This is a genomic window from Gracilibacillus kekensis (assembly GCF_900143085.1).
Taxonomy (GTDB): Bacteria; Bacillota; Bacilli; order Bacillales; family Amphibacillaceae; genus Gracilibacillus; species Gracilibacillus kekensis.
Window position 1 is genome coordinate 227,442 of the sequence record NZ_FRCZ01000006.1, and the last position, 13,686, is coordinate 241,127.

At 35.4% G+C, this 13,686-nt stretch carries 13 protein-coding genes; 6 read left to right on the forward strand and 7 right to left on the reverse strand.

Going from position 1 to position 13,686, the window contains the following annotated elements; all coding sequences use genetic code 11:
- Nucleotides 1–382: 382 nt before the first annotated feature.
- Nucleotides 383–1,003 (reverse strand): cyclase family protein, encoded by a 621-nt coding sequence (locus BUC25_RS14835; RefSeq protein ID WP_073202673.1) that lies wholly within the window; start codon nt 1,001–1,003, stop codon nt 383–385.
- Between the two features lie 68 nt (nt 1,004–1,071).
- Complete coding sequence (zwf, locus tag BUC25_RS14840; RefSeq protein ID WP_073202674.1) at nt 1,072–2,553, reverse strand: glucose-6-phosphate dehydrogenase; 1,482 nt, start codon at nt 2,551–2,553, stop codon at nt 1,072–1,074.
- Between the two features lie 307 nt (nt 2,554–2,860).
- Here zwf and BUC25_RS14845 point away from each other — a divergent pair, with 307 nt between their 5' ends.
- Nucleotides 2,861–3,634 (forward strand): TIGR01457 family HAD-type hydrolase, encoded by a 774-nt coding sequence (locus BUC25_RS14845; RefSeq protein WP_073202675.1) that lies wholly within the window; start codon nt 2,861–2,863, stop codon nt 3,632–3,634.
- Between the two features lie 625 nt (nt 3,635–4,259).
- Here the strand turns inward: BUC25_RS14845 and BUC25_RS14850 are convergent.
- The 4 genes from BUC25_RS14850 to BUC25_RS14865 all read right to left on the reverse strand — a co-directional run bounded on the left by BUC25_RS14850 (nt 4,260) and on the right by BUC25_RS14865 (nt 7,011).
- Complete coding sequence (locus tag BUC25_RS14850) at nt 4,260–5,150, reverse strand: DMT family transporter (RefSeq protein ID WP_073202676.1); 891 nt, start codon at nt 5,148–5,150, stop codon at nt 4,260–4,262.
- A 118-nt stretch (nt 5,151–5,268) separates the two neighbouring features.
- Nucleotides 5,269–5,505: a DUF2164 domain-containing protein gene (locus BUC25_RS14855; protein WP_073202677.1), complete on the reverse strand. Its 237-nt coding sequence runs from the start codon at nt 5,503–5,505 to the stop codon at nt 5,269–5,271.
- Between the two features lie 101 nt (nt 5,506–5,606).
- On the reverse strand, nt 5,607–6,614 hold the full coding sequence (mreBH, locus tag BUC25_RS14860; protein WP_058306071.1) for a rod-share determining protein MreBH: 1,008 nt from the start codon (nt 6,612–6,614) through the stop codon (nt 5,607–5,609).
- A 268-nt stretch (nt 6,615–6,882) separates the two neighbouring features.
- Complete coding sequence (locus tag BUC25_RS14865; protein WP_073202678.1) at nt 6,883–7,011, reverse strand: YflJ family protein; 129 nt, start codon at nt 7,009–7,011, stop codon at nt 6,883–6,885.
- Between the two features lie 135 nt (nt 7,012–7,146).
- On the opposite strand from BUC25_RS14865, the gene BUC25_RS14870 reads away from it, so the two are divergent.
- The 5 genes from BUC25_RS14870 to BUC25_RS14890 all read left to right on the forward strand — a co-directional run bounded on the left by BUC25_RS14870 (nt 7,147) and on the right by BUC25_RS14890 (nt 11,334).
- Nucleotides 7,147–7,794, forward strand: a complete 648-nt coding sequence (locus BUC25_RS14870; protein ID WP_073202679.1) for an MOSC domain-containing protein — start codon at nt 7,147–7,149, stop codon at nt 7,792–7,794.
- Between the two features lie 146 nt (nt 7,795–7,940).
- Nucleotides 7,941–9,662 carry a sensor domain-containing protein gene (locus tag BUC25_RS14875; protein ID WP_244535199.1) on the forward strand — a complete coding sequence of 574 codons (1,722 nt, stop codon included), beginning with the start codon at nt 7,941–7,943 and terminating at the stop codon, nt 9,660–9,662.
- Nucleotides 9,663–9,702: 40 nt separating this feature from the next.
- Nucleotides 9,703–10,173 carry a low molecular weight protein-tyrosine-phosphatase gene (locus tag BUC25_RS14880; RefSeq protein WP_073202680.1) on the forward strand — a complete coding sequence of 157 codons (471 nt, stop codon included), beginning with the start codon at nt 9,703–9,705 and terminating at the stop codon, nt 10,171–10,173.
- A gap of 37 nt (nt 10,174–10,210) precedes the next feature.
- Nucleotides 10,211–10,495 carry a hypothetical protein gene (locus BUC25_RS14885; RefSeq protein ID WP_073202681.1) on the forward strand — a complete coding sequence of 95 codons (285 nt, stop codon included), beginning with the start codon at nt 10,211–10,213 and terminating at the stop codon, nt 10,493–10,495.
- Nucleotides 10,492–11,334, forward strand: coding sequence for a YihY/virulence factor BrkB family protein (locus BUC25_RS14890; RefSeq protein ID WP_073202682.1), 843 nt, complete (start codon nt 10,492–10,494; stop codon nt 11,332–11,334). Before BUC25_RS14885 ends, BUC25_RS14890 begins: the two co-directional genes overlap by 4 nt.
- Nucleotides 11,335–11,527: 193 nt before the next feature.
- Here the strand turns inward: BUC25_RS14890 and BUC25_RS14895 are convergent, their stop codons facing one another.
- Nucleotides 11,528–13,465, reverse strand: coding sequence for a heavy metal translocating P-type ATPase (locus BUC25_RS14895; protein WP_084543481.1), 1,938 nt, complete (start codon nt 13,463–13,465; stop codon nt 11,528–11,530).
- Nucleotides 13,466–13,686 lie beyond the last annotated feature (221 nt).

Consider the following 13,686-nt stretch of genomic DNA (forward strand, 5'->3'; position numbering starts at 1 on the left):
ACATGAGAGAAATGGCATAATACTAGTTAATGCTCGAGTTGTAGAATATCAAATTAGCTTAGGCGTCCGCTTCCACTCCTACGGGATGTTTTTTCCACGTTGCCAACTGACCGTAATCCCATTCTTGGAATTTTCGTAAAGCCAAAAAAGAACCAATGGGATACTGTCAGTAACAACCTGATAAGTTTCGCTAACAGTCAGTGGTAAAACCCCACTGATTGTAGTCTCACTTTATCCGAAGATCCACTTTGGTAAGCGATCTTTGCTTGCCAAAGTTAGCTGAGGAGAAAAACCCGTGGAAAGGGAAGCGGACAAGCCGTAGCGGTTTCTAAGCGCAAACAACATGTCAAAATTACCCCAATGAATTTATATTTTATTATATTTAGTGTTCTTCAAATAACAAAACACGAGCCGGTGCTGCTTCAGTTCCGACTAATTTCAGCGGTGCTGCTATCATAAAATATTCACCCGGGGTAATATCTTTTAAACGTAGACCTTCGATAATAATAATATCGTGGCTGAATAAAGTTCTGTGTGTAGGATTACCTTCTTGAGAACGTTCGATTCCTAAAGTATCAATGCCAATCCCCTCAATACCTAACTCTTTCAAGTATTCAGCACCATCTTCTTTCAAAAAGATAAAGTTAAAGTCAAAGGAAGGCTCATCGTAATACGAGTTTTTCGTTTTGCATAGAATAAAATCACCTTTTTCTATCGAATGCGCTTCCAAATCAGAACTCGTGATGCCATCGTTTACATCTTCTAAATCAATAACTTTCACTTTACGTACTAATCTTTCTAACTGAATCGTTTCAAAAGTATCAGCATCATTAATCATATGGAGAGGGGCGTCAATATGTGTACCAGTATGTAAGCCGATATGTGCCGTTGTACTTGTCACATGACCACTCGTGTTCCTATCAAAAACAGGTTTGGCTCCTTCTATATCTTCCCAAACTTGCATGTCAGGATGAACTTCCATTGAAATATCATAAAACTTCATGTTAACACTCCTTTAATTATTATAAAAAAGCAATCAATCAAAGAAATATTGATTGATTGCTAATTGATTTAATCTTTTGTTACGTCCCACCATTCGAAGCCATCATTGTGTAATAATTGATCTGCTTCTTTTGGTCCGTTGCTGCCTGAAGCATAGTTAGGGAAATCCGCTTTTTTCTGAGACCATGCTTTGGCTATAACATCGGTGAATTTCCAGGATAATGCTACTTCATCCCAATGTGTGAAGTTGGTAGAATCACCACGCATACAATCATGTAAAAGGATTTCATATGCTTCTGGTGTGTTCATTTTATCATCCGAATTATTATCATAGCTTAATGTGATCGGTGTTGAGGAAGCGTTATAGTCCCCTTTCTTGGCATTTACATGTAAGGTAATACCTTCATGTGGCTGTACGTGAATCACTAAAAGATTAGACTTTGTCTCATGTTCTTTACCGTAATAAAGGTTCATCGGTAAATCTTTAAATTCTACTACAATTTCTGTTGATTTTTGCTTCATACGTTTTCCAGTTCGAAGATAGAATGGTACACCTGCCCAACGGAAATTATCGATCATTAGCTTTGCAGCAACAAACGTATCTGTATTAGATTCAGGGTCTACTCCGTTACCTTCTCGGTATGCCGGGAGTTCTTCCCCATTTACGAGTCCCTTATCATATTGTCCGCGAACAAAGTATTGTCCCACTTCGTCTTCATTTAGAACACGTAATGCACGCAAAGCTTTTACTTTTTCACTGCGAATTTCCTCAGGTGTTAATTTTATCGGTGGATCCATTGCGATCAGTGCAAGCATTTGTAGCATATGGTTTTGCATCATGTCTTTTAGTGCGCCTGCACCATCGTAATAACGACCACGCTCTTCTACACCAAGTACTTCACTTGAAGTGATTTGAATATTAGAAATGTATTGATTGTTCCAAAGTGGTTCAAATAGCGCATTTGCAAACCGAATGACTTCAATATTTTGAACCATTTCTTTTCCAAGATAATGATCAATGCGATAAATTTGATCTTCGGTAAATGCTTCCCGTATTTGATCATTTAATTCCTTCGCTGAGTGATAGTCATGGCCAAATGGTTTCTCGATAACTAAACGAGTCCAACCTTTTGTTGTTGTTAGTCCTTCTGATTTTAAGTTTGCTGCAAGAGTGCCGAAAAAGTTCGGCGCCATTGAGAAATAAAAGAGACGATTTCCATCTGTATCATGCTTAGCATCCAATTCAGTAATCAAATTCTCTAGTTTCTCATAATGTTCAAGGTCTTGAATATCAAATGGATTGTAATGAAAGTGACTTGCGAACTCATCAGCATCGATATGATCATCATCGAAACTATCAATCGATTCTTTAACCTTGTCACGGAATATTTCATTTGTCCATGGACGTCTTGCTACACCAATTACTGCGAAATTATCAGATAACTTTCCATTACGATAGAGTCGGTAAATGGAAGGGTAAAGTTTTCGATTTGCAAGATCCCCTGTTGCACCAAAAATAACAATAACTGCTTTCGGGTTATTCGTTGTCATTAACTTTAACTACCTTTCTACATGTTTATTTACGAGTTTTCACGGTGCTAACCGTCCGTGAGTCTCCAAAGAATCGAAGTCTCACATTATACGCATATGTGTCACGATATGCTATAATTTTGTAACGACGTGTCAAAAAAATAATGGTACTATGTTATACTACCATGTGTGAAAATGCATTTAAAATATTATACATGATAACATATAAACAGGTGTGTTGACGGAACTGTCATAAATATATACTATCATTTATTGGGAAAATGACAAATGAAATACATGGAATTTTCAAAAAATTTAGGAGGAAATCATGAAAAAATATAGCGGTTTTCTAATTGATTTAGATGGTACAGTTTATAAAGGTACTGAAAAAATAGTAGAAGCGATCGAATTCGTAAAAGAATTAGAATGTAAAAACTTGCCATACCTTTTTTTAACAAATAACTCTACCAAGCATCCCAGTGATGTTTCTGAAAAATTAGTTGATATGGGAGTTCCGAGTACTACAGAGCACGTTTTTACCACAAGTATGGCGACAGCTAGTTACATAAAAGAGCAAAATAGAGATGCAAAAGTTTATCCAATTGGTGAAGAGGGACTACATATGGCATTAGAAGAATGTGGTCTTGAAATCGTTGAAGAAAATGCAGATGTGGTTGTAATGGGGTTAGACCGTGACATTAATTATGAAAAATTAGCAAAAGGTGTGTTAAATATTCGTTCAGGAGCTTCGTTTGTGGCGACAAATGGTGATGTTGCTTTACCAACAGAACGTGGTTTTCTGCCAGGTGCAGGTTCGCTTATTTCGGTGCTATCCGTATCAACAGGTGTTCAACCGAAGTTTATCGGGAAGCCAGAATCAATTATTGTAGAACAAGCATTAGAAGTGTTAGGAACATCAAAAGAAGAGACGCTGATGGTTGGAGATAACTATGCAACAGATATCTTGGCAGGAATCAACGCTGGAATTGATTCGTTATTAGTTCACACCGGAGTTACAACAAAAGAAGATTTAAAATCAATAGAAAAGCAGCCAACTTTCACGATCGACAGTTTAGCGGAATGGACATTTGGTGAATGGTAAAAGAGACAGGGACAAAAGAAATTTATAATTATAAACATCCAAACGATTAGGATAAACTTAGAATCGTTTGGATGTTTATGCGTAGTAGGAAGAAACTGCGACATAGCAGAAGTGGTAATTATGAGATTTTGCTTTGCAACCGCTTCGGCTTGCCCGTTTTCCTTTCCGCGGGTTTTTACCCTAAGCTAACTTTTCAAGCAAAATTCGCTTAAAAAGTTAGCTTAGGGTAAAAACATCCCGCAGGAGTGAAAACGAACGCATACGCTTTAAATGGATACTACAACTGTTGTCAAAGCTATCATTTGAACTTTCTATAGTATTTTATCTACATTATGCGATAGTGTCATTATTTAAATTCTTGCATCTATTGTAGCACTATAACTAGCGTAGGCGTTCGCTTCAACTCCTATGGGACTCGTTTTACCTGAAGATCCACTTTTCCATGCGGTTTTTGCTTGGAAAAGTTAGCTGAAGGGAAAACCCCATGGAAAGGGAAGCGAACAAGCCGTAGCGGTTGTTACGCACAAATTTACTGTCAAAATGACTACATCATTTATTGCATAGTATCCTTATATCGCGTAACATTACTTATAGTTTCGTTCGTATTTGTTGTTAAGAAAATTGGTTATGTCCTAATCTCCTTTACTTTGGCTCTATTCGTAATAAGCACACCGAAAATAACGAAGAAAGACCCGATTAGCTGTACCCATGTTAATTGCTCACCTAAAAAGATAACCGCTCCTAACATAGTAAAAACCGGGATTAAATTCAAAAAGACAGATGCACGTGATGGACCTATCGCTTCAATCCCTTTATTATACGCTATTAAAGCTACCAGAGAAGGGAACACACCTAAATATATAAGTCCGGCAATTACCTCCCATGACCAATTAATAGAGCTAAATTGATTCATTTCGATAGTTATTAAAGGAATAAATATAATAATAGCAACTACCACCATAACAAGTAATGCACCATACGTCGGAAATTTCCATGTGTGTTGTTTAATGAAAATGGAATAAAAGGACCAGGTTATCATCGCAAGCAGCATAATTAAATCACCACTGTTAAATTGCAAACTCATGATCACTTCCAAAGAGCCTTTTGTAATGACGAAAAACACCCCGAATAGCGAGATGAATACTCCAATCATTTGCTTTCTCGAAAATCTATCACCAAATAATAAAAAAGTAAGAATTAGTGTGAATATCGGTGTAGATGCTTCTACAATTCCTGCATTGATAGATGTCGTATAGTTAAGTGCTAAATAAACAAAAATGTTAAAGAGAACTAAACCAGTTACAGATAATGCGAGTATTGCTTTCCATTCTTTTTTCCATAGTTCCCTATTGCTTTTCCATTCACGATAACCAATTGGTAAAATAACGAGTGCAGCTATTAGATATCGAAAGAATGATAGCATAATTGGTGGAATCTCCTCTGTAACAGGCTTCCCAACAATCAAATTTCCAGCGTAAAACATAGCAGCTAAAATTAAGAGAATGTATGCTTTCATTTGATCACCTCCAATAGAAGGCATCATAACACGTTTTCAGGTATGAAAAAAGGGCATAAAAATAGAAAAGTGCCCCGTATACATTGATTGATGTATGCTTCAGACACTCTTCATCTGTTTATTTTTCTATTTTCTCGATTTCAAAAACATCTTCTAATTTTTCACTTAAGAACTGGTGAGCATCCTTTATCCCTTGATTGTAAAAGGTCGGAGCAATTTCATTCATGAAAAAATCTAATAAAAAGCCTGCTTCTAAATTTCCTATTTCTTCTTGGCGTTCGTTTAGATAGAAATCTTGAATCGATGTTATCATTTCTTCTTTTTTCTCTTTGGAGATAGTGAAGGGTGCTTTCATACGATAACTCCTTTAAATTAATAATATTATTTCCAATTATATCATAGTGTTTATGGAGTTCATGTATAGTCGCACCTCTTAAATAAATCAGGATGGAAGTATTACTTTACAGCTTTCTGTAACTTCTGGATCATTTTTAAAGAGCGTCCTGTACCAATGGCAACAGATTCTAAAGGATTTTGAGCAAGGTGTACTGGAACATTCACTTCATTAGATAACCATTCTTGCATTCCTTTTAGCAATGATCCACCACCAGTAATCGTGATCCCCTGATCTACAATATCTCCGCTTAATTCAGGTGGGCAACTTTCTAATGTCTCAGTGATGGCATGTAAGATGGATTCCAATACTTCTTTAATAGAGCGCTGGATTTCTGTTGAACGAATGCTGACCACTTTTGGCAAACCAGTAACAAGGTCACGTCCTCTAACATCCATTTCTTCTTCCGAATGCTCGACTAACGCATAACCGATCTCCATTTTAATCTTTTCGGCACTGCTTTCACCGATTAATACATTGTAATGGCGTTTAATATATTGGATAATCTCTTCATCCATATGATCTCCACCTACACGAACGGAACGGCTGGCTACTACACCACCAAAGGAAATAATACCAACTTCACTGGTGCCTCCACCAATATCAACAATCATACTTGCTGTCGGTTCTGCGACAGGTAAGTCTGCACCGATGGCAGCTGCTACTGGTTCTTCAATTAAATGTACTTCTTTTGCACCAAAATTTTTCACTGCATTATCAATAGCTCTTCGTTCCACCGCTGTACTGCCAGAAGGAGTACAAACCACTACACTTGGCTTTCGCATCGATACTCCTGCTTTTTTGCTAACTTTTTTCAGGAATGCTTTTAACATTTGTGTTGTCATATCAAAATCAGCAATCACACCGTCTTTTAGCGGACGAATCGGAACAATATTTCGTGGCGTTTTACCAATCATTTCTTTTGCTTCGTTACCGACTGCAACCACTTGATTAGTAGTTGTATCAACAGCAACGACAGATGGTTCATTTAAAATAATACCTTTATTTTTTGCGTATATAAGAATATTTGCTGTACCTAAATCAATTCCAATTTCAGTATTTGAAAACATGCTGTTACCTCCATATGTTGTACGTTTTTATCACAAAAATGATCTTTATGACACGTTTAATTAACCATTAGAAATTCAAATGTTTCTTTAATGGTTGTCTCCTTTATATATAGTTATTCTTTTTTTAATCTAGAATTATGACGGTAGAAAGGGTGGTGTATTTTAACAATTATATTACTATCAAAAAAAGTAACAGACCAGTGTATGGTCTGCTACTATTTGCAACGTTAAAGACCGCCGATTCTAAAGGGGTTTTTAAGACAGTTTGTTATTCTGTTTCTTCTAATAAATTCGCAAGGACGTGTGCTTTGAATTTTTCGATTTTTCTTCCTTCATGATGACGCACACCTTTTTCTTTCAATTTTTCTACGTACCAACCTTTGCTGCCTACATGCATAATTCAACACTCCTTACTAAAAATTTTGCAGATGCCATTCTAACATCTGAAAATTATAGTGAAAAGGGGTTAATGGTAATTATTATAGGTATTTTTTTGTATAATAGAAATTATACAAGTGGGAGGAGGGTTCGGATGACTTATCGTATTTTCTCTTTAAACGTAGGAAAACCAAAAATATATCAATTAGAAGGAAAAGATATCAGGACTGGCTTTATTAAAAAACCGATTTATAAACCTAGCTTTTTAACGTTAACTGGTTTTGAAGAAGATGGACAGGCAGATTTAATAAATCATGGTGGAGAAGAAAAAGCATTACTCTTGTATCCAAAAGACCATTATTTATTTTGGAACAAACAATATAATAAAACTTTTTCTTATCCCGCTTTTGGTGAAAATATAACGATTGAGGGTCTTACAGAAAAGGATGTCTTTATCGGTGACACCTTTCAATTAGGGGAAGCAAAAATTCAAGTATCTCAACCGCGACAACCTTGTTACAAAATAGCGAAAACTCATGGCATTAAAGAGATGCCTGCTGTGGTAACAGAGACAGGTTATAGTGGATTTTACTTTCGAGTATTAAAAGAAGGAACAGTAAAGCCGACAGATGAACTAAAGAAGATAAAAGAAGATAGAAACCGCGTAACATCCTTTGAAATTTTTGATTGTTTATTTCATGATCGTAAAAATAAGCAACGAATGCAAAATTATCTTCAGTTAACGGGACTTGCTGCAAATGTCAAAGCAACCTTACAAAAAAGAATCGATAAGTTAGGTTAATGTATATACGTGCAGCACAAAAATAAGTCGAATATATTAGAAATTAAGTGAATTATAGGGAAAAAGTAGAAAAAAGTCCTAAAGTTACTTTTTAAGTTGACCTGATTAACGTATACTAAAAGAAACTATAAAAAAAGGTGACAACAATGCCAAATGAAAAAACAATGAAACAAGCCGAAGCTCGTATTAAGAATACGATAAATAAAAGCAATAATCTTTTGGAAGAAAAACATAATTACGAACAAATACTGAAGCACAATATGAACTTGATATTTGTAATCCGCCAAGAGAATGATCGTTTCTATTTTTCATTGTTAGCCGGGAAGTTAAAAGAGAAATTAGATTTATCTGATAACTTAATCGGAAAAAATGCAGACTTATCTATATTGGATCATGGTTTGAAAGCTTTGTTTAAAGAAAAGATACAAGAATCGTTAACAGGTAAAGAAGTATCATTTAGACACACCTATCAGCAATGTGATATATATTCGATGTTATCGCCAATCGTAAAAAATGGGCAAGTAATCGAAATTGTTGGTACTTCTATCGATATTACATCATTTAAAAAAGCAGAGCAGGAAATAGAATATTTACGAGCATATGACAGGTTAACAAATCTTCCTAATCGAGATAAATTACTGAAAGATTTAGATGAAAGCATTAAAGATAAGAAAATTAATCCTCTTAAAGCACTGATTATGTGTGATTTAGATCGGTTGAAAAATATAAATGACACATTAGGGCAATATGCGGGAGATCAAGTAATTTCGCTGATTTCAGAGCGGCTTCTGCAAATAACTCCTAGAGGTTGCAAAATCTACCGTTTTGGTGGAGATGAATTTGTTATTGTTATGGACCAAACGATAAAAGACATTAGTCGATTAGCAGAAGAGATTCTGCATATTATTCGACAGCCATTTGTGTTATCGAAAAATGACTTTTATATGACAGGAACAATAGGTATAAGTTATATGAATGAATCTGTTGAAGAAGCAGAAGAATATATTAATAGAGCAAGTGTTGCCGTTCATTATGGTAAAGTCAAGGGTGGCAATCGTGTAATTGAATATAATAATCAAATGAGTGAAAAATATAATGAGATATTATTGCTCGAATCAGACATACGTAAAGCATTTCAATACAATGAATTTACGCTATCTTATCAGCCAAAGGTAGACGTACATACGAATGAAATAGTTGGTGTCGAAGCATTGATACGATGGGAACATGGTAAGAAAGGTATGATCCCTCCATCCACTTTCATTCCAATTGCAGAAGAAATCGGTATGATCGAAAAAATTGGAGAATGGGTATTACGGGAAGCATGCAGCCAATTTGTAAAATGGCAATCAAGTGGACTTAAACCAGTGATAGTAGCTGTCAATGTTTCTGCCGTAGAGTTACAACAATCAGAATTTTTAAAAAGAGTAAAGAAGATTATTAAGGAAACAGGGATGGACCCAAATTATTTAGAGATTGAAATTACAGAAAACAGCATCATGCAAAACACTGAAGAATGTATTGATCGAATGAACCAACTACGAGAGATGGGCATTTCATTATCGATTGATGATTTTGGTACAGGTTATTCCTCTATGGGGTATTTGCAAAAATTCCCAATTAATTATTTAAAAATTGATAAGTCCTTTATAAAAGAATTATTTAGTCAATCGGGAAGTGCTGAAATTATTAAAGCAATGATTCAATTAGGACATACATTTGGTTTGAAGGTAGTAGCAGAAGGGGTAGAAGGTGAACAGATTCTTTCTTTTATTCAAAATCAGGATTGTGATTATTATCAGGGCTATTTCTATAGTAAACCAGTGGAACCAGAATTAATAAAAGAGAAATTGTTAGCTTACTCTTAACAAAAAAAGAGGATTAGCATAATGAATGAGGTGGTATTATATGATTAATGTGTTATTTATTTGTTTAGGAAATATATGCAGATCACCGATGGCAGAGGCGGTCTTTCGACAAATTATCAAAGAGAAGGGACTTGAGGATAGATTTGTAATTGATTCAGCAGGAATAGGTGATTGGCATATTGGTAATCCTCCACATCAAGGAACAAGAAAAAAATTAGATGAGATGAAAATTTCATATCAAGGGCAAAAGGCACGTCAAATTATAAAGAATGACTTAGAAGAATTCGATTATGTCATTGCTATGGATCAGCAGAACATGGATGACTTACAACAATTTAATTTTGAAGCTGCAAAGGTAACAGTAAAAAAACTAATGGATTTTATTGATCAACCAATAGAACAAAATGTACCTGATCCATATTTTACGAAAAATTTTGATTATACATTCGAGTTAGTTCAAGAAGGTTGTGAACATTTATTCGAGTATATAAAAAAAGAACACGACTTATAAGCATTAGCCAAAATAAGTAGAGAAGGGTTGATAGGTTATGGGAAAAGAAACACTGATTAAAGGAATTGCAGCTGGAGCATTAGTTGGAGGTTTGCTTACATTATTTGATCGAGATACACGAATTTTTGTATCAAAAAACCTAAAAAATTGTGGAGATAAATCTGTATATTATGCCAAAAATCCTGCAGATGCTATCCATCAACTTAATGCAGGATATGCGAAATGTTCGGAGCAGCTCTCTTCCGGGTTAACCACAGCGTTAGATATGCTTAATCAATTACAGGAAGTCACAAAGAAAATAGACAATAGAGATGCTAAATGAAAAAGAAATGGTTAAATCAACCGTTTGTTCGTTTTCTAAAGCGGCTGTTTGATCGAATTACGTCTGATGAGGTTCCGGGATTAGCGGCTCAATTATCTTATTTTTTATTGTTATCCTTGTTTCCTTTTATGATTTTTCTTGTAACCTTAGTAGGTTACTTACCTTTCAATGATATTGACGTAATGAACTTTGTTTCTACCTACGCACCAGACGGAATCATAACACTTTTGAATGATAATCTAACGCAAATTATGAATAATCGTAATGGTGGGTTATTGTCGATTGGTATTATTGGTACCCTCTGGTCTGCTTCCAATGGTATTAATGCATTAATACGTTCATTTAATAAAGCATATAATATTGATGAAGAACGATCTTTCGTTGTGACTAGAGGAATTTCGATTGTCTTAACGATTGCGATGCTGCTTGTCATACTTATCGCTTTTCTTTTACCTATATTTGGGCGGATGATTGGTGTTTACCTGTTTTCATTATTCGGATTGTCAGCAGGATTCTTAGATTTGTGGAATGCATTAAGATGGGTAATTTCGTCGGTAATTTTCTTTATTGTTTTAATAATGCTCTATCGATTAGCTCCGAGCAAAAAGGTTTATTTTAAACATGTTTATATCGGGGCGATCTTTGCTACTGTGTTTTGGCAATTAACCTCATTAGCATTCTCCTACTATGTATCGTCAATGGGTAATTATTCGGCCACATATGGAAGCTTAGGTGGTGTGATCATCCTAATGATATGGTTTTACATATCGGGCATCATCATTATCACCGGAGGAGAAATTAACGCAGAAATAGAAAGCAAACACAAGGCTTACGACTAATCGTCAGCCTTGTTCTCTTCACGGGATAATGCCTGCTCTTCACGGGATAACTACTTCGCTTCACGGGATAATGCCTGCTCTTGACGGGATATTATGACTTATCCCGTGAAGCGATCACTATATCCTGTGAAGACAACTGAATATCCCGTCTACAACACCACTTATCCCGTGAAGAGAATCCCCGCTTTTTGTTTTATTTTAATGTTAACAGACGTAAGCCGTTTAGTATGACTAGGATGGTGCTGCCTTCATGTCCGATAACTCCAAGTGGCATATCGATTAGTTGCAAGAAGTTAGAAGCGATAAGTGTTAGGATTACAGCGATAGAAAAAACGATATTTTGTTTGATAATTCGATTCATTTTTTTAGACAAGTTTACGGCCTTGACGATTTTTGAAAGTTTATTCTTGATTAAGACGACATCGGCAGTTTCCAATGCGATATCACTACCTGCCCCCATTGCTATTCCGATGTTCGCTGTTGCTAAAGCAGGTGCATCATTAATTCCGTCACCAATCATTGCTACTTTTTGATTATTCTCAGCTAACTGTTTTAGGTGTGTTACTTTGTCTTCAGGTAAACAGTTCGCATAAAATTCATCAATATTAGCTTCTTTAGCGATAGCAGCAGCTGTACTTTTGTTATCACCGGTTAACATTACAGTTTTTATACCCATTTTATTTAATGTCTCTATCGCCTCAATAGAATCTTTGCGTAACGTATCCTTCAAGAGAAAAATCGCGATAACTTCCTCAGCCTTTTTAACAAAGACCATCGTTTTTTCAACATGCAAATCCGTATTAACACCCTGTGCATTAATAAACTCCTCAGCCTGGCTATCTCCAACCATCGCTTTATTACCAATAAACCATTCTTCGTTATCAATACAACCTTTTAATCCCTTCCCGTTAATGTGTTTAACATCTTCAACAGTGACAGTGGTATCCTTTTTATTGTCACGTGCCCAGACTGTCATCGTTTGAGCTAATGGATGATTGGATTCATTTTCAATTGCATAGATCACATCGGCGATATATGGATAAGAATACGCCGAATGAATAAACGCGTCTGTTACGACTGGTTCACCTTTTGTTAATGTACCTGTTTTGTCAAAGGCAATTGTATCAATAGTAGATAAACCCTCGACATACATGCCACCCTTAAAAAGAACGCCATTTCTTGCACTGTTTGAGATGGCAGATAATGTTGCTGGCATGATCGCGGCAACGAGAGCACAAGGTGAAGCAACGACTAATAAAATCATGGCACGATAAATGGTATCTGTCCAAGACCAGCCAAATAAGAAATGCGGCAAAAACATCATAAAGCCTACTGAAACTAAAACAACTTTTACATAAGTGCTTTCAAAACGCTCAATAAATTGTTGGGATGGCGACCGCTCATTTTGTGCATGTTGAACAAGCTGAATGATTTTTTGAAAAAGCGTTTGATCAGGTAATGTATGGATCTCTACAAATAATGTGCCATTCATGTTAACTGTGCCTGCAAAAACGTTGTCCTCTGCATTCTTAATGACAGGAATCGCTTCTCCTGACAATGCGCTTTCGTCGATCGATGTTTCCCCTTTAGTAATTACCCCATCTGCAGGAACTCGTTCGCCAGCTTTGATGATAATATGATCGCCGATTTGTAACTTAGAGACTTTTACTTGTTTATTGTTTAAAAGTGTTGCCGTTTCTGGTTGTAAATTCATTAATGATTCTAATTCTTTTTCACTTTTGTTTTCTGTATAGGTTTCTAATGCACCAGATAGCGCAAAAATGAATATCAAAATCGCACCTTCTGTCCAATATCCGATCGAAGCTGCTCCGATAGCGGCCATGATCATAAGAAGTTCAACATTTAATTTTTTCTCGGAGATTGTTTCTGTAATTCCTTCTTTTGCTTTTGCATAACCACCGATAATAAAAGCACTAAGCAAAATGATAGTCCAACTTCTTTCAGGAAGCGAATCATGTAATAACCATGCAGATAGTATCAATAACCCACTAAACAAAGCAGCAATCAATTCTCGGTGTTTCCAAATGAATGAAAAAATTCGGGAATTCTTCCATGTATTCTTGTTATCGAATATTGGTTTATTTAAAATTATTTTAATTACATTACTCATTGTAATCCCCTCTCCTTATTAATTGAGAATAGAATTCATCAAAAGTCTTATATGACAATGATTATCATTATATTTTAATTATAATGATTATAAAATAAAAACTAATTTAATAATAGCATTTCTTCGAAAAAAGTCAATGGTGATTAAATAAGTAATGGGATAATATAACAGAAGATAAATTCCACTATAACAGATTGCAAAAACATTGAAATAAAAAAGAT

Excerpts from the sequence above, each read along its gene's own strand:
- BUC25_RS14835 (WP_073202673.1), bottom strand. The coding sequence starts at position 1,003 with ATGAAGTTTTATGATATTTCAATGGAAGTTCATCCTGACATGCAAGTT.
- zwf (WP_073202674.1), bottom strand. The coding sequence starts at position 2,553 with ATGACAACGAATAACCCGAAAGCAGTTATTGTTATTTTTGGTGCAACA.
- BUC25_RS14845 (WP_073202675.1), top strand. The coding sequence starts at position 2,861 with ATGAAAAAATATAGCGGTTTTCTAATTGATTTAGATGGTACAGTTTAT.
- BUC25_RS14850 (WP_073202676.1), bottom strand. The coding sequence starts at position 5,150 with ATGAAAGCATACATTCTCTTAATTTTAGCTGCTATGTTTTACGCTGGA.
- BUC25_RS14855 (WP_073202677.1), bottom strand. The coding sequence starts at position 5,505 with ATGAAAGCACCCTTCACTATCTCCAAAGAGAAAAAAGAAGAAATGATA.
- mreBH (WP_058306071.1), bottom strand. The coding sequence starts at position 6,614 with ATGTTTTCAAATACTGAAATTGGAATTGATTTAGGTACAGCAAATATT.
- BUC25_RS14865 (WP_073202678.1), bottom strand. The coding sequence starts at position 7,011 with ATGCATGTAGGCAGCAAAGGTTGGTACGTAGAAAAATTGAAAGAAAAA.
- BUC25_RS14870 (WP_073202679.1), top strand. The coding sequence starts at position 7,147 with ATGACTTATCGTATTTTCTCTTTAAACGTAGGAAAACCAAAAATATAT.
- BUC25_RS14875 (WP_244535199.1), top strand. The coding sequence starts at position 7,941 with ATGCCAAATGAAAAAACAATGAAACAAGCCGAAGCTCGTATTAAGAAT.
- BUC25_RS14880 (WP_073202680.1), top strand. The coding sequence starts at position 9,703 with ATGATTAATGTGTTATTTATTTGTTTAGGAAATATATGCAGATCACCG.
- BUC25_RS14885 (WP_073202681.1), top strand. The coding sequence starts at position 10,211 with ATGGGAAAAGAAACACTGATTAAAGGAATTGCAGCTGGAGCATTAGTT.
- BUC25_RS14890 (WP_073202682.1), top strand. The coding sequence starts at position 10,492 with ATGAAAAAGAAATGGTTAAATCAACCGTTTGTTCGTTTTCTAAAGCGG.
- BUC25_RS14895 (WP_084543481.1), bottom strand. The coding sequence starts at position 13,465 with ATGAGTAATGTAATTAAAATAATTTTAAATAAACCAATATTCGATAAC.